Below are 16,279 nucleotides of genomic sequence, written 5' to 3' on the forward strand. Positions count from 1 at the left end.
AGCAATTATGTTAAGGGTTTACCACTCAAACCGGCTGGATGTTCTCGAGGCGTTGATGGAGTTTATCGTCGAGCGCCAGCGGTTGGATGACCCTTTTCAGGCTGAAATGGTGCTGGTGCAGAGTACCGGTATGGCGCAGTGGCTGCAGATGACCCTGGCCTCGCGCTTCGGCATTGCCGCCAACATCGAGTTCCCGCTGCCGGCGAGCTTTATCTGGGATATGTTCGTGCGCGTCCTGAAGGATATCCCTGGCGAAAGCGCCTTCAGCAAGCAGAGCATGAGCTGGAAGCTGATGACTCTCCTGCCGCAGCACCTGGAAGAGGACGATTTTATCCTGCTGCGCCAGTATCTGAGCGATGACGGCGACAAGCGCAAGCTGTTTCAGCTGGCCGCCCGGGTAGCGGATCTCTATGACCAGTATCTGGTTTATCGCCCGGAATGGCTGATGCGCTGGGAGGCCGACCAGCGGGTTGACGGCCTCGGCGACGCCCAGCAGTGGCAGGCGCCGCTGTGGAAAGCGCTGGTGCGCTATACCGCCGAGCTGGGGCAGCCGCAGTGGCACCGCGCCAATCTCTATCAGCGCTTTATCAGCGCCCTGGAAAAGGCGGATGAACCGCCCGCCGGGCTGCCGTCGCGCGTCTTTATCTGTGGAATTTCCGCGCTGCCGCCGGTCTATCTTCAGGCGTTGCAGGCGCTGGGTAAGCATGTCGATGTCTATGTGCTGTTCACCAACCCCTGCCGCTATTACTGGGGTGATATTAAAGATCCGGCGTTCCTGGCGAAGCTGCTATCGCGTCAGCGGCGCCATCACCGCGAGGCGCGCGCGCTACCCCTGTTTCGCGACACCGAGCAGGCGCCGGGGTTGTTTAATGACGCCGGGGAGCAGGATGTCGGCAACCCGTTGCTCGCCTCCTGGGGCAAACTGGGGCGCGATTATATCTACCTGCTGGCGGGGCTGGAGCGCTATGAGGAGCTGGACGCCTTTGTCGATATCGTTCCCGATAACCTGTTGCATAATCTGCAGTCGGATATCCTCGAACTGCGCAACGCGGCGGTGGCCGGGCAGAGCGCGGAGGCTTTCGCCCACAGTCGCGACAAACGTCCGCTGGCGCAGGATGACCGCAGCCTGAGCATTCATGTCTGCCACAGTCCGCAGCGTGAAGTGGAGGTTCTGCACGATCGGCTGCTGGCGATGCTGGAGGCGGATCCGACGCTCACGCCGCGGGATATCATCGTCATGGTGGCGGATATCGACAGCTACAGCCCCTATATACAGGCGGTGTTTGGCGCCGCCAGCGGCGACCGCTGGCTGCCGTGGGCGATCTCCGATCGCCGCGCCCGCGAGTCGCACCCGGTGCTGCAGGCGTTTATCACTTTGCTCTCGCTGCCCGACAGCCGCTTCGCCAGCGAAGATGTGCTGGCGCTGCTGGACGTGCCGGTGCTGGCGGCGCGCTTTAACATCAATGAAGAGGGTCTGCGCTACCTGCGCCAGTGGGTCAACGAGTCCGGGGTCCGCTGGGGAATGGATGACGACAACGTCCGTGAGCTGGACCTGCCGGCGACCGGCCAGCACACCTGGCGGTTCGGCCTTACCCGCATGCTGCTGGGCTACGCGATGGACAGCCGGGAGGGCGAATGGCAGTCGGTGCTGCCCTATGACGAATCCAGCGGTTTGATCGCCGAGCTGGTAGGTAACCTCGCATCGCTGCTGATGCAGCTTAACCTGTGGCGACGCGGTCTCGCCCAACAGCGGCCGCTGGCGGAGTGGCTGCCGGTCTGTCGCGATCTGCTGAATGACTTTTTCCTGCCGGACAGCGAGACCGAAGCGGCGCTGGCGCTGATTGAGCAGCAGTGGCTGGCGGTGATTGATAGCGGTCTGGAGGCGCAGTATGGCGACCAGGTGCCGTTGACGCTGCTGCGCGATGAGCTGGCCCAGCGCCTCGATCAGCAACGGATCAGCCAGCGCTTTCTCGCCGGCCCGGTCAATATCTGCACCCTGATGCCGATGCGCTCTATTCCTTTCAAAGTGGTTTGCCTGCTGGGGATGAACGATGGGGTTTATCCGCGAACGCTGCCGCCGCTGGGTTTTGATTTAATGAGCCAGAAGCCGCAGCGTGGCGACCGCAGCCGGCGCGATGATGACCGCTACCTGTTCCTGGAGGCGCTGATGTCCGCCGAACAGACGCTGTATATCAGCTACATCGGCCGTTCTATCCAGGACAACAGCGAGCGCTTTCCCTCGGTGCTGGTGCAGGAGCTGGTGGATTACGTCGGCCAGAGCCACTGTCTCGCCGGCGATGAGGAGCTTGATTGCGACGCCAGCGAGGCGCGGGTTAAAGCCCACATCACCCATCTGCATACCCGCATGCCGTTCGACGTCGCCAATTTCCAGGATAACGAGAATAAGAGCTACGCCCGGGAATGGCTGGCTGCCGCCGGCCAGCAGGGGGAGGCGCATAGCGACTTCATTCAACCGCTTACCCCGCCGCCGATAGACAGCCTGCCGTTCGAGCAGCTCCTGCGCTTCTGGCAGCACCCGGTTCGCGCGTTCTTTCAGCAGCGTCTGCGGGTCAATTTCCGTGCGGAAGAGGATGATATTCCCGATGACGAGCCCTTCACCCTGGAAGGGCTGAGCCGTTATCAACTGAACCAGCAATTGCTTAATACCCTTATCGAGGAGCAGGACGTCTCGGCCATGTTCCGCCGCTTCCGCGCCGCCGGCGAGCTGCCGTATGGCGCCTTTGGCGAACTGGTGTGGGAGACGCAGCGACTGGAGATGCAGGCCCTGGCCGAGCGGGTGATGGCCGAGCGCCAGCAGGCGCAGAGCATGGAGATCGATCTCCAGTGCGGCGGCGTAAATCTGACCGGCTGGCTGCAGCAGGTGCAGCCGGACGGGCTGCTGCGCTGGCGGCCTTCGCTGCTGAGCGTCTCCCAGGGGATGCAACTTTGGCTGGAACACCTTGTCTACTGTGCCAGCGGCGGTACCGGCGAGAGCCGGCTGTTTGTGCGTAAAGAGGGAGAGTGGCGTTTTCCGCCGCTGGCGCCCGCCGAGGCGCAGGCGTACCTGAATGAGCTGGTGGATGGCTATTTGCTGGGGATGTCGCAGCCGCTGCTGCTGCTGCCGGAAAGCGGTGGCGCCTGGCTGAAAGCCTGTTATGACGCCGAAAAGGATGTCATTTTAATGGACGAAGAGACGCAGCAGAAAGCGCGGAGCAAATTCCTGCAGACCTACGAAGGTAACATGGTGGTCAGCGGGGAGGGGGCCGATATCTGGTATCAACGCCTGTGGCGTTCGCTGGAGCCGGCGCATTACGAAGAAATCATTGCCCAGACGCAGCGTTATCTGTTACCGCTATATCGTTACCATCGGTCCACACAAATTTAAATAGTATAAAAATTGCGCAGTGAATGGCGGTTCATTTATTATGCGCAACGTATCACGGACTGATGGACATAAAAGGCTGCACGCTGTGCAGCGCAAGTTTGTTAATGATGAGGTTCGTGAATGCCCCGCAGTTTATGGTTCAAGATTTTTGTTGTGCTGGCCGCCCTCTGGGCGCCGTTTAGTCAGGCCGACACCGGATGGCAGCCTGTTCAGGAGACGATCCGCAAAAGCGAAAAAGATACGCGTCAGTATCAGGCGATCCGTCTTGATAACGACATGGTCGTGCTGCTGGTTTCCGATCCGCAGGCGGTGAAATCGCTGTCGGCGCTGGTGGTGCCGGTGGGATCCCTGCAGGATCCGGCCGATCATCAGGGGCTGGCGCATTTTCTGGAACATATGACGCTGATGGGGTCACAAAAATATCCCCAGCCTGACAGTCTGGCAGAGTTTCTTAAACTGCACGGCGGCAGCCATAACGCCAGCACCGCGCCCTACCGCACCGCGTTCTATCTCGAAGTGGAGAATAATGCGCTGGACGGGGCCGTAGACCGCCTGGCGGATGCCATTGCCGCGCCGCTGCTGGATAAAAAATATGCCGACCGCGAACGTAACGCGGTCAACGCCGAGCTAACCATGGCCCGGACGCGAGACGGGATGCGCATGGCCCAGGTCAGCGCAGAAACCATTAACCCGGCTCACCCGGCGGCCCACTTTTCTGGCGGCAACCTCGAGACGCTCAGCGATAAGCCCGGCAGCCCGGTACTTGATGCGCTGCATACCTTCCGCGATAGCTGGTACTCCGCCAATCTGATGAAGGCGGTGATCTACAGCAACAAGCCGTTGCCGGAGCTGGCGCGCATGGCCGCTGACACCTTTGGCCGCGTGCCGAATCGTCAAATCAGCAGGCCGGAAATAAGCGTGCCGGTGGTAACCGATGCGCAAAAAGGCATCATTATTCACTATGTGCCGGCGATGCCGCGTAAAGTGCTGCGCGTCGAGTTTCGCATCGACAACAACAGCGATCGCTTCCGCAGCAAAACCGATGAGCTGGTCACTTACCTGATCGGCAACCGCAGTCCGGGTACGCTCTCCGACTGGCTGCAAAAGCAGGGACTGGCGGAAGGCATCCGCGCGGATTCTGACCCGGTGGTGAACGGCAACAGCGGCGTGCTGGCGATATCTGCCACCCTCACCGATAAAGGCCTGGCGCACCGCGACGAAGTGACGGCGGCCATATTCAGCTACCTCGACCTCCTGCGTACCCAGGGCGTCGACAAACGTTACTTTGACGAGCTGGCGCATGTGCTGGCGCTGGATTTCCGCTATCCGTCGATCAACCGTGATATGGATTACGTGGAATGGCTGGCGGATACCATGATCCGGGTGCCGGTCGAGCATGCGCTGGACGTGGTCAACATTGCCGATCGGTACGACCCGCAGGCGATTAAAGACCGGCTGGCGATGATGACCCCGCAGAACGCGCGCATCTGGTATATCAGCCCGCAGGAACCGCATAACAAGACCGCCTATTTTGTCGATGCGCCGTATCAGGTGGTTAAGATTAGCGAGCAGACCTTCGCTGACTGGCAGCAAAAAGCGCAGGCCATCAAGCTGCAGCTGCCGGTGCTCAACCCCTATATTCCGGATGATTTCACCCTCATCAAAAGCGATAAAGCCTGGCCGCACCCGCAGCTGATCCTCGATGAACCGACGTTGCGGGTGGTTTATGCCCCGAGCCAGTATTTCGCCAGCGAACCGAAGGCGGATATCTCCCTGGTGCTGCGTAATCCCCAGGCGATGGACAGCGCTCGCCGGCAGGTGATGTTTGCCCTCAACGATTATCTCGCCGGCATCGCCCTCGATCAGCTTAGTAACCAGGCGGCGGTCGGCGGCATTTCGTTCTCCACCGGCGCCAATAATGGGTTAATGGTCAATGCCAACGGCTACACCCAGCACCTGCCGGCGCTGTTCAGCGACCTGCTGCAGGGGTACTTCAGCTATACGCCGACCGAGGAGCAGCTGGAGCAGGCCAAATCGTGGTATGCGCAAATGATGGACTCCGCTGAGAAGGGCAAAGCCTACGATCAGGCGATAATGCCGATCCAGATGGTCTCCCAGGTTCCGTATTTCCAGCGCGAAGTACGCCGGGCGTTGCTGCCTTCCATCACCTTGCAGGAGGTGCTCGACTACCGCGCCAACCTGAAAACCAAGGGACGCCCTGAACTGATGGTGATCGGCAATATGTCCGCCGATGCCGCCACGACGCTGGCTCGCCAGATCCAGCAGCAGCTGGGCGCTGACGGCAACGAATGGTGCCGCAATAAAGATGTAGTGGTGAACCGGCAGCAGCTGGCGATCTTCAACAAAGCGGGCAACAGCACCGACTCTGCGCTGGCCGCGGTGTTCGCACCGCCCAACGTGGATGAGTTCAGCAGCACCGCCGCCAGCACCCTGCTGGGACAGATTATTCAGCCGTGGTTCTATAACCAGCTGCGTACCGAAGAGCAGCTCGGCTACGCGGTCTTTGCCTTCCCGATGAACGTGGGACGTCAGTGGGGCATGGGCTTCCTGCTGCAAAGTAGCGATAAGCAGCCGGCTTTCCTCTGGCAGCGGTTCCAGGCCTTCTTCCCCACCGCGGAGGCGAAGCTGCGGGCGATGAAGCCGGAAGAGTTTGCCCAGCTCCAGCAAGCGGTGATAAGCCAAATGATGCAGGCGCCGCAGACGCTGGGCGAAGAGGCATCGAAACTGAGCAAAGATTTCGATCGCGGTAATATGCGTTTTGATTCACGTGATAAAGTAGTGGCTCAGATTAAACTGCTGACGCCGCAAAAACTTGCTGACTTCTTCCATCAGACGGTGGTGGAGCCGCAGGGCATGACGATATTGTCCCAGATTTCCGGTAGCCAGAATGGCAAAGCGGACTATGCCCAGCCGGCAGGCGGCAAAGTGTGGGAAAACGTCAGCGCATTGCAGCAATCCTTACCCCTGATGCGAGAGAATGAATGACCGACACCGCTGAGTCTTTGGATCCCCTGCGCTTGCCCTTGAGGGGCGAGCGCCTGATAGAAGCCTCTGCGGGCACCGGAAAAACCTTTACCATCGCCGCGCTGTATCTGCGGCTGCTGCTGGGGCTGGGCGGCGAGGCCGCCTATCCCCGCGCCATCAGCGTTGAAGAACTGCTGGTGGTGACCTTTACCGAGGCGGCGACTGAAGAGCTGCGCGGGCGTATCCGCAGCAACATCCACGAACTGCGCATCGCCTGTATGCGCGGTGAATCCGATAACCCGCTCTACAGCGCGCTGCTGGCGGAGATCGTCGATAAAGAGGACGCCGTAAAGACATTGCTGCTGGCTGAACGGCAGATGGACGAGGCGGCGGTGTTCACCATCCACGGTTTTTGCCAGCGGATGCTGAGCCTTAACGCCTTCGAATCGGGCATGCTGTTCGAGCAGCAGCTGATAGAGGATGAATCCCGCCTGCGCTATCAGGCCTGCGCCGACTTCTGGCGCCGTCACTGTTATCCGCTGACCCGCGATATCGCGGCGGTGATCCACGATGTCTGGAAAGGGCCGCGCGATCTGCTGAAGTCCCTTGACCGCTGGCTGCAGGGCGAAGCGCCGCAGCTTAAGTCGCCGCCAGCCGCCGACGAGACGCTGGCCGAACGCCATCAGCAAATCATCGACCGCATTGACTCGCTCAAGCAGCAGTGGCGCGAGCAGGTGGGCGAGATCGAAGGCGTGCTTGAAGATTCGGGTCTTGACCGGCGGAAGTTCAATCGCGGCAACCAGGGCAAATGGCTTGAGAAAGTGACCGCCTGGGCGCAGGAAGAGACGTTGAGCTATCAGTTACCCGACGCGCTGGAAAAATTTGCCCAGTCGTTTCTGCTTGAGCGTACCAAAGCCGGTGGCGAACCGCCCTTACATCCTCTGTTTAGCGCCGTAGAATCGCTGCTGGCCTCGTCGCTGACGCTCACCGATCTGGTGCTGGCGAGAGCGATGGTCGAGATCCGCGATGCGGTCGCGCGCGAAAAGCGCCGCCGCGGCGAGCTGGGGTTTGACGATATGCTCAGCCGGCTTGACGAGGCGCTGCGCGGCGACAGCGGCGAGGCGCTGGCCAGCGCCATTCGCCAGCGTTTTCCGGTGGCGATGATCGACGAATTTCAGGATACCGACCCCCAACAGTACCGGATTTTCCGCCGTATCTGGCGCCAGCAGCCGGAGACGGCGCTGCTGCTGATCGGCGATCCGAAGCAGGCCATCTACGCCTTTCGCGGCGCCGATATCTTTACCTATATGAAAGCGCGCGGCGACGTTGCTGCACACTACACGCTAGACACCAACTGGCGCTCCTCGCCGGGCATGGTGGGCAGCGTCAACCGGCTGTTCAGCCTCAGCGATAACCCCTTCATGTTTCGCGAGATCCCGTTCCTGCCGGTGAAGGCGGCGGCGAAGAACCAGGGGCTGCGCTTTACCGTTGACGCGGCGGACGTACCGGCGATGAACGTCTGGTTGATGCCCGGCGACACCGTGGGCGCCGGCGATTATCAGACGTTTATGGCGCAGCTCTGCGCCACGCAGATCCGCGACTGGCTAAGCGCTGGTCAGCAGGGGCGCGCGCTGCTGTGGCGTGGGGAAACCTCGCGCCCGGTGCAGGCTTCGGATATTACCGTGCTGGTGCGCAACCGGCTGGAGGCGGCGCAGGTGCGTGAAGCGCTGCAGGCGCTGGGCATCCCTTCGGTCTACCTCTCCAACCGCGACAGCGTTTTTGAGACGCTGGAGGCCCAGGAGCTGCTCTGGCTGCTGCAGGCGGTGTTGTCCCCGGAGCGGGAAAATACCCTGCGCAGCGCGCTGGCGACCTCGATGTTTGGCCTGACCGCGCTGGATATTGAAAATCTCAATCAAGATGAGCAGGCGTGGGACGCGCTGGTGGAGGAGTTCAGTGAATACCGCCAGATCTGGCGTCAGCGCGGGGTGATGCCGATGCTGCGGGCGCTGATGACGGCCCGGCATATCGCCGAGAACCTGCTGGCGACCCGGGGCGGCGAGCGGCGCTTAACCGACATATTGCACATCAGCGAACTGCTGCAGGAGGCGGCCAGCCAGCTGGAAAGCGAGCATGCCCTGGTGCGCTGGCTGACGCAGCATATCGCCGAGCCGGACAGCAACGCTGCCAGCCAGCAGATGCGTCTGGAAAGCGATAAGCACCTGGTGCAAATCGTCACTATTCATAAGTCAAAAGGGCTGGAATATCCCCTGGTCTGGCTGCCGTTTATCGCCCGGTTTCGCAAACAGGACCAGGCGTTCTATCACGATCGCGAGACGTTCGCGGCGGTGCTGGATCTGGGCCAGGATGAGGCCAGCCTCGAACTGGCGGAGGCGGAACGGCTGGCGGAAGATCTGCGCCTGCTGTACGTCGCCTTGACCCGCGCGGTCTGGCACTGCAGCCTCGGCGTAGCGCCCCTCAGCAGCCGAAAGTCCGGCAACAGCGATTTTCATCTAAGCGCCCTGGGGCGGCTGCTGCAGGCGGGCGAAGCCATGGATGCCGCCGGGCTGGCCGCGCGCTTAGCGGACTTCTGCCATGGCGATATTGCATTGCAGAGGCCGGGCGAGCTGGATCTGACCCCGTGGCAGGCGCCGGCGGCGAGCATCCCCCCGCTATCGGCGCGCGAGCTGCAGCGCCGCATCGCCGATGACTGGCGGGTAACCAGCTATTCCGGTCTGCAGCAGCATGGCTTCAGCAGCGGGCAGGATCTGCTGCCACGTCTGGATATCGATGCCGTCGGCGTCGGCGAGGTGGTGGAAGAGCCGCAGCTGACCCCGCACCAGTTCCCGCGCGGCGCTGCGCCGGGGACCTTCCTGCACAGTCTGTTTGAGGAACTGGACTTTACCCAGCCGGTGCCGGACGGATGGATGGCGGAGAAACTGCAGCTGAGCGGATTTGACGCACAGTGGGCGCCGGTGCTGACCGACTGGCTGGGGGGCGTGCTGAAGACCCGCCTGCCGGGGCCGGATATCGCGCTCAATCAGCTTGCGGCGCGGGATAAACAGGTGGAAATGGCATTTTACCTGCCCATCGCGCAGCTGCTGACGGCGGAGCGCCTTGATGCGCTTATCCGCCAGTACGATCCCCTTTCCGCCGACACGCCGCCGCTGGATTTCCGCCAGGTGCGCGGCATGCTGAAGGGTTTTATCGATCTGGTCTTCCGCCACGAAGGCCGCTATTACCTGCTGGATTACAAATCCAACTGGCTGGGGGAAGATCGCGAGGCCTATACCCGGCCGGCGATGGAGCAGGCGATGCGGGCCCACCGCTACGATCTGCAGTATCAGCTGTACAGCCTGGCGCTGCACCGCTATCTGCGCCACCGGCTGGCCGATTACGACTATGACCGCCACTTCGGCGGCGTGATTTATCTCTTCCTGCGCGGCATGGACGGTCAGGAGGGGGGGCAGGGGATCTTCACTACCCGGCCGGTGCGACCGCTGATTGACGGTCTGGATCAGCTTTTTGCCGGAGAAACTCAGGAGGAGGCCTCATGACTTTTGATCAACTACTGCTGGCGGCGGTGGAGCAGCGTCTGCTGCGGCCGCTGGACGTCCAGTTTGCCCTGATGGTGGCGCAAAACGACCCGCCGGCGGTCAAGCTGGCGGCGGCCTTGCTGAGCCGTGATGCCGGAGAGGGGCACGTGTGCCTGCCGCTCTCGCGGCTGAGCGGCGACGAGGCGCTGAGCGGGAAAGCGGGGGAGATCCGCGATCGGCTGCTGGCCGACGCCGGCGCGCCGGAGGACTGGCCCGCGCTGCTGCTCGCTTCGTCGGCGGTGAGCTGCGGCGATGCCCCGGCGCCGATGATTTTATGCGGCGACCGGCTCTATCTGAACCGGATGTGGCGCAACGAACTGACCGTCGCCCGCTTCTTCAACGAAGCCAACCGGGTGCTGGAGATGGATGAGGCCCGGCTGGCGGCAACCCTCAATGCCCTGTTCCCTGCCACCGGCGAAACCGACTGGCAAAAAGTGGCCGCGGCGGTGGCGCTGACCCGCCGCATCTCGGTGATCTCCGGCGGTCCCGGGACCGGGAAGACCACCACCGTGGCCAAACTTCTGGCGGCGCTGATCCAGATTGAAGATAGTCCGCGCTGTCGTATTCGTCTGGCGGCGCCGACGGGGAAAGCGGCGGCGCGCCTGACCGAATCACTGGGCGCGGCGCTGAGAAAACTGCCGCTGACCGACGCGCAGAAAGCGTTGATTCCCACCGAGGCCAGCACGCTGCATCGTCTGCTGGGCGCCCAGCCAGGCAGCCAGCGCATGCGCTATCACGCCGGCAACCCGCTGCATCTCGACGTGCTGGTGGTGGATGAAGCCTCGATGATCGACCTGCCGATGATGTCGCGGCTCATCGACGCGCTGCCGGCTCACGGGCGGGTGATCTTCCTCGGCGATCGTGACCAGCTGGCCTCCGTAGAAGCGGGGGCGGTGCTGGGCGATATCTGCGCCTGGGCGAGCTCGGGCTACACCGCCGCGCGGGCGCAGGAGCTGACCCGGCTGACCGGTTCGCCGGTACCAGCGGGCGAGGGGGCTATCGCTGGCGCGCTGAGAGACAGCTTGTGCCTGCTGCAAAAGAGCTATCGCTTCGGCAGTCACTCCGGCATCGGGAGCCTGGCGCGGGCGGTGAACGCTGGCGCGCGCGCGGAGATGAAGGCCACGCTGCGCCAGCCGTTTGACGATATCGCGCTTCATCCCCTCAGTACGACCGAAGAGTACGAAGCCATGCTCGGCGCGGCCCAGCAGGGCTATGAGCGCTACCTGCAGCTGCGCCGCGAGCGGGCGGAACCGCAGGCCATGCTGGCCGCCTTCAGCGAGTTTCAGCTGCTGTGCGCGCTGCGGGAAGGGCCGTACGGCGTGAGCGGCGTCAATGAGCGGCTGGAGCAGCGGCTCAACCGCCAGCGGGCGATCGCCCTGCCGCGCCACTCCCGCTGGTATGACGGCCGGCCGATTATGATCGCGCGCAACGACAGCGCGCTGGGGCTGTTTAACGGCGATATCGGCATCGCCCTGGAGCGCAACGGCGAGCTGCGGGTATGGTTCCTGATGCCCGACGGCGCCATCAAGTCGGTGCAGCCGAGCCGCCTTCCGGAGCATGACACCGCCTGGGCGATGACCGTGCATAAATCGCAGGGCTCCGAGTTCGACCATGCGGCGCTGATCCTGCCGGCGCGCAGCGTTCCTCTGGTGACACGCGAACTGGTCTATACCGCGATCACCCGCGCAAAACGGCGATTGTCGCTCTATGCCGACGAGCAGGTGCTCTCCCAGGCCATTGTGACCCGCACCGAGCGGCGCAGCGGCCTGGCGGAGATTTTCGCCGGGTGTGAAGCCCCCTGAGACGCCGGGTCCGGGCGATGGAAAATGCTGCAGCCGTTGCCCGGGCTGGCGGAAAAATCAGTAACTGAAGAACAGAGGGATAAGCCAGAGCGCCGAGATCGAGTTCATGGCGAAAAAGCGGACTGCTGCGCCGCCGGCCAGCGGTGGGGTGGAACAGCGGGCACAAAAAATCACCAGCGAGGAGATGAGAAGATTCATGCCGGACGTCAGGGCCAGCAGAAATAATATCGCCACGGCGGCGCCAAGCGCGGCATAGCCATTCTGATGATGACGCTGGTTGTCCCAGAGCAACAAAATCAACAGCAACCACGGATAGAGGGCGACCGCGGCGGTAATGAGGTTGATATGTCTGATCAGCCAGTTCGGTTGGGTTTCCATTCGTTAAGCGATCCTTGCAGGGCGGGTGGTGGCCGTGGCGCCAGTCGATATCCTGTCGACAGCCAGTAGCATATCGGTGAGCCAGCGAGAAAGATATGGTCTGCGTGGAAACCAGGAATTTAGCCCTCGTGCCGCACGTCAGATCGGCGCGAAGAGGGGGATACCGGCCGGGGTTAACGTGATGAGCGTCGCGCTATCCTCGGCCGTTAGAAAGGGGGGAGAAAGAGCTAAGCGAGGTCGGCCATCAGCACCTTCGACCGGCGCTGATAGTTATACATCTGCTTTTTACTCTCCGGCAGCAGGTCGATATCCACCGGCGTGAAGCCGCGCTCCTGGAACCAGTGAATGCTGCGGGTGGTTAACACGAACAGCTTGCTCAGGCCCATCTGTCTGGCCTGGGCGGCAATACGCTCCAGCAGCACCTCTCCCCGCGACGAGCTCCGGTAATCCGGATGCACCGCCACGCAGGCCATTTCGCCGATCTTCTCTTCCGGGAAAGGATAGAGGGCGGCGCAGGCGATGGTGGTGTTATCGCGCTGAATAATGGTGAACTTGTCGATCTCCATCTCCAGCTGTTCGCGGGAGCGGCGCACCAGGATGCCCTGCTGCTCCAGCGGGCTTATCAGCTCAAGAATACCGCCGATATCGTTGATGGTCGCCCGACGGATCTGCTCCGCGCTCTCCATGACGATTTGGGTGCCGATGCCGTCGCGTGAGAACAGCTCCTGCAGCAGCGCGCCATTTTCCTGATAGCTGATCAGGTGGCAGCGCCGCACGCCGCTGCGGCAGGCCTTCACCGCCCCGCGCAGGAAGCGCACGGTGCCAGAGTTATAATCTTCGTCCGCTTCCAGCTCTTCGACGCGGGCCTGCGCTTCATTGGGGAACAGTTCAGAGACAATTTCCCCGGCCTGGTTGTAAACCCCTTGCGACGAACAGAAGCCGATCATTTTCTCCGCCTTCAGCTTGATGGCCAGCTGGGTGGCGATCTCCTCCGAAGTCAGGTTAAAGCTCTCGCCGGTGACCGACACCGCGACCGGCCCCATCAGGACAATGGCGCCGCTGTCGAGCTGGCGATGAATCGCCTCTTCGTCAATGCGGCGAATGCGCCCGCTGTGGCAATAATCGACGCCGTCATCGACGCCCAGCGGCTGGGCGATGATAAAGTTGCCGCTGACGACATTGATATGGGCCCCCTGCAGCGGGGTGTTGTTGAGGCTCATCGACAGGCGGGCGGTGATCTCCAGCTGCAGCATCCCCGCCGCCTGCTTAACCAGCTCCAGCGTTTTGGCGTCAGTCACTCGCGTCTGCTTGTGATAGACCGGCTCGTGGTGGTGCTCGGCGAGATTAGCGTCAATCTGCGGGCGGGCGCCATAGACCACCACCAGGCGAATGCCCAGGCTATGCAGTAGTCCTATGTCATTGACAATATTTGAGAAATTTTCATGCTCAATGGCTTCACCGCCCAGCATGATGACAAACGTTTTTCCCCGATGGGCATTTATATAGGGAACAGAATGGCGGAATCCTTCTACCAGTTCAGTGCGACGTTCCTTCACCATGACAAACCCTCAATGCATGATTATTCGTAATTATTGTATTTTTATTCTGTTTTGCCGTTAAACGCAAGCCCCAATTTGAGGCTAAGCCACGAAAAACATGTGACCCGGCGCAGGGTGTCAATGAATGTTTACCCTTTTATAGATGACAGGTTATATGCCTTTCGTTAAAGTTTCTGGTCAATCTGTTTGTTTTGGGTATAAATGCGTTTTTATTGCTTGGGAGTGGCATGTCGGGAAACAACTCTGGATTAAGCCGTCGCCGTCTGCTGCAGGGCGCGGGCGCCATGTGGTTAATGAGCGTGAGCCCCGTTGGGCTGGCCGCCGCCGCGCGGGTGGTCGCTGTTCGCGTCTGGCCAGCATCGACCTACACGCGCGTCACGGTGGAATCGAATCATGTGCTGAAATACCGGCAGTTTGCCCTCAGTAATCCGGAACGGGTGGTGGTGGATCTGGAAGGGGTTAATCTCAACTCGGTGCTGAAAGGCATGGGGGGGCAGATCCGCGATGACGATCCCTTTATTAAGTCCGCCCGCGTGGGCCAGTTTGATCCGCAAACCGTGCGCATGGTCTTCGAGCTCAAGCAGAACGTTAAGCCGCAGCTGTTTGCCCTCGCGCCGGTAGCTGGCTTTAAAGAGCGTCTGGTGATGGATCTCTACCCCGCCAACGCCACCGATGTTCAGGATCCGCTACTGGCGCTGCTCGAGGATTACAACAAAGGCGATCTGGAGCGACAGGTGCCGCCGGCGCAAAGCGGGCCGCAGCCGGGCAAAGCCGGGCGCGACCGGCCGATTGTCATCATGCTCGATCCCGGCCACGGTGGCGAAGACTCTGGCGCCGTGGGCAAGTATCGCACCCGCGAGAAAGACGTGGTGCTGCAAATTGCCCGCCGCCTGCGGGCGCTAATCGACAAAGAAGGCAATATGAAGGCCTATATGACCCGCAACGAAGACGTGTTTATCCCGTTGAAGGTGCGTGTCGCCAAGGCGCAGAAGCAGCGCGCCGACCTGTTCGTTTCGATTCACGCCGACGCCTTTACCAGCCGCCAGCCCAGCGGCTCCTCGGTGTTTGCGCTCTCCACCAAGGGGGCCACCAGTACCGCGGCAAAATATCTCGCCCAGACGCAGAACGCCTCGGATCTGATCGGTGGGGTCAGCAAGAGCGGCGATCGCTATGTCGACCACACCATGTTCGATATGGTGCAGTCCCTCACCATCGCCGACAGCCTCAAATTTGGTAAGGCAGTGCTGGAGAAAATGGGCAATATCAATAACCTGCACAAGAACCGGGTAGAGCAGGCGGGCTTTGCGGTGCTGAAGGCGCCGGATATCCCCTCCATTCTGGTGGAGACGGCGTTTATCAGTAACGTGGAAGAGGAGCGGAAGCTGAAAACGGCCAAATTCCAGCAGCAGGTGGCCGAGTCGATCCTCGCCGGGATTAAAGCCTACTTCGCCGACGGTGCGACGCTGGCCCGCCGCGGATAACCACACAGGAAAGGGACATGGCCTTACTGAAAAGCGCCCATGGCGGCAATATCCGCGAGGCCGCCGCCCTGCTGGGCATTGCGCCCGGCGAACTGCTGGACTTTAGCGCCAACATCAATCCGCTGGGAATGCCCGCCTCGCTCAGGCAGGCGATCGTCGACAATCCCGGCTGCGCCGAGCGCTACCCTGACGTTGAGTATCAACAGCTGCATCAGGCGCTGGCAGCCCACCATCGGCTGCCGGCGGCGCATATCCTCGCCGGCAACGGCGAAACTGAATCGATCTTCACCCTTGTCCACGGCCTTAAGCCGCGGCGGGCGATGATCGTCATTCCCGGATTCGCAGAGTACCGGCGCGCGCTGCAGACTGTGGACTGCGAGGTGGTGGAGTATGCCCTGCAGGAGCGCGATGGCTGGCAGCTGACCGACGGGATCCTCAATGCTCTCACGCCGGCGCTGGACTGCCTGTTTCTCTGCACCCCGAACAACCCCACTGGTCTGCTGCCGGAGCGTGGCCTGCTGGAAGCCATTGCGCAACGCTGTCGGGCGCTGAATATCAGCCTGATCCTCGATGAAGCCTTCCTCGACTTTATTCCCGATCAGCCGGGGTTTATTCCCCTGTTGGCGCAGTATCCGCACGTCTGGGTTCTGCGCTCGCTGACTAAATTTTATGCTATTCCGGGGCTGCGTCTAGGCTACCTGCTCAACGCTGACGCCCGGGCGGTGGCCCGGCTGCGCGAGCGACAAATGCCATGGTCCATCAATGCCTATGCCGCTCTGGCCGGGGAGATCATTCTTCAGGACCGGGCGTATCAGCGGGCCACCTGGCAGTGGCTGCAGGAGGAGGGAGCGCGTTTCTACGCGCAGCTTCAGGAGATGGCCGGGCTGACCGTGTGGCCCGGGCGCGCCAACTACCTGTTCTTGCGCTGTGACAGACCCGATCTTGACCTGCAATACGCCCTGCTGCGCCAGCACGTGTTGATCCGCAGCTGCGCCAACTACCCGGGGCTGGATAGCCGCTATTTCCGGGTGGCGATCCGCAGCGCCGGCGAAAACGACCAGCTGCTGGCGGCGCTGCGCCGGGCGCTGGCCTGAGC

At 61.7% G+C, this 16,279-nt stretch carries 8 protein-coding genes; 6 read left to right on the forward strand and 2 right to left on the reverse strand.

Going from position 1 to position 16,279, the window contains the following annotated elements:
• Positions 1-7: 7 nt before the first annotated feature.
• From recC to recD, 4 genes are all read left to right on the forward strand, one after another.
• Positions 8-3,385, forward strand: coding sequence for an exodeoxyribonuclease V subunit gamma (recC, locus tag KHQ24_RS11775; protein ID WP_053809982.1), 3,378 nt, complete (start codon positions 8-10; stop codon positions 3,383-3,385).
• 120 nt (positions 3,386-3,505) lie between these two features.
• Complete coding sequence (ptrA, locus tag KHQ24_RS11780) at positions 3,506-6,391, forward strand: pitrilysin (RefSeq protein ID WP_043520863.1); 2,886 nt, start codon at positions 3,506-3,508, stop codon at positions 6,389-6,391.
• Entirely contained in the window at positions 6,388-9,924 is a 3,537-nt protein-coding gene (gene recB / locus KHQ24_RS11785; protein WP_211777290.1) for an exodeoxyribonuclease V subunit beta, read from the forward strand. The genes ptrA and recB overlap by 4 nt, the downstream gene beginning before the upstream one ends.
• Complete coding sequence (gene recD, locus KHQ24_RS11790) at positions 9,921-11,765, forward strand: exodeoxyribonuclease V subunit alpha (RefSeq protein ID WP_064187443.1); 1,845 nt, start codon at positions 9,921-9,923, stop codon at positions 11,763-11,765. The genes recB and recD overlap by 4 nt, the downstream gene beginning before the upstream one ends.
• Positions 11,766-11,822: 57 nt before the next feature.
• Here the strand turns inward: recD and KHQ24_RS11795 are convergent, their stop codons facing one another.
• Both KHQ24_RS11795 and argA read right to left on the reverse strand, forming a co-directional pair.
• The gene (locus KHQ24_RS11795) at positions 11,823-12,143 is read right to left on the reverse strand and encodes a hypothetical protein (RefSeq protein ID WP_053809986.1); all 321 of its coding nucleotides are present in this window, start codon (positions 12,141-12,143) and stop codon (positions 11,823-11,825) included.
• Between the two features lie 227 nt (positions 12,144-12,370).
• Positions 12,371-13,702 carry an amino-acid N-acetyltransferase gene (argA, locus tag KHQ24_RS11800; RefSeq protein ID WP_004149616.1) on the reverse strand — a complete coding sequence of 444 codons (1,332 nt, stop codon included), beginning with the start codon at positions 13,700-13,702 and terminating at the stop codon, positions 12,371-12,373.
• 227 nt (positions 13,703-13,929) lie between these two features.
• Between argA and amiC the strand changes: the two genes are divergently transcribed.
• Together amiC and cobD are read left to right on the forward strand one after the other, a co-directional pair.
• Entirely contained in the window at positions 13,930-15,183 is a 1,254-nt protein-coding gene (gene amiC, locus KHQ24_RS11805) for an N-acetylmuramoyl-L-alanine amidase AmiC (protein ID WP_017899228.1), read from the forward strand.
• 17 nt (positions 15,184-15,200) lie between these two features.
• Positions 15,201-16,277 (forward strand): threonine-phosphate decarboxylase CobD, encoded by a 1,077-nt coding sequence (gene cobD / locus KHQ24_RS11810; RefSeq protein ID WP_043520857.1) that lies wholly within the window; start codon positions 15,201-15,203, stop codon positions 16,275-16,277.
• The last annotated feature ends 2 nt before the right edge of the window (positions 16,278-16,279 follow it).

This window comes from Klebsiella sp. 54 (assembly GCF_018223875.1).
GTDB lineage: Bacteria > Pseudomonadota > Gammaproteobacteria > Enterobacterales > Enterobacteriaceae > Klebsiella > Klebsiella quasipneumoniae.

What these genes read in the sequence shown, in the direction of transcription:
- argA (WP_004149616.1), bottom strand. Translation starts at nt 13,702, where the DNA reads ATGGTGAAGGAACGTCGCACTGAACTGGTAGAAGGATTCCGCCATTCT.
- recC (WP_053809982.1), top strand. Translation starts at nt 8, where the DNA reads ATGTTAAGGGTTTACCACTCAAACCGGCTGGATGTTCTCGAGGCGTTG.
- amiC (WP_017899228.1), top strand. Translation starts at nt 13,930, where the DNA reads ATGTCGGGAAACAACTCTGGATTAAGCCGTCGCCGTCTGCTGCAGGGC.
- ptrA (WP_043520863.1), top strand. Translation starts at nt 3,506, where the DNA reads ATGCCCCGCAGTTTATGGTTCAAGATTTTTGTTGTGCTGGCCGCCCTC.
- cobD (WP_043520857.1), top strand. Translation starts at nt 15,201, where the DNA reads ATGGCCTTACTGAAAAGCGCCCATGGCGGCAATATCCGCGAGGCCGCC.
- KHQ24_RS11795 (WP_053809986.1), bottom strand. Translation starts at nt 12,143, where the DNA reads ATGGAAACCCAACCGAACTGGCTGATCAGACATATCAACCTCATTACC.
- recD (WP_064187443.1), top strand. Translation starts at nt 9,921, where the DNA reads ATGACTTTTGATCAACTACTGCTGGCGGCGGTGGAGCAGCGTCTGCTG.
- recB (WP_211777290.1), top strand. Translation starts at nt 6,388, where the DNA reads ATGACCGACACCGCTGAGTCTTTGGATCCCCTGCGCTTGCCCTTGAGG.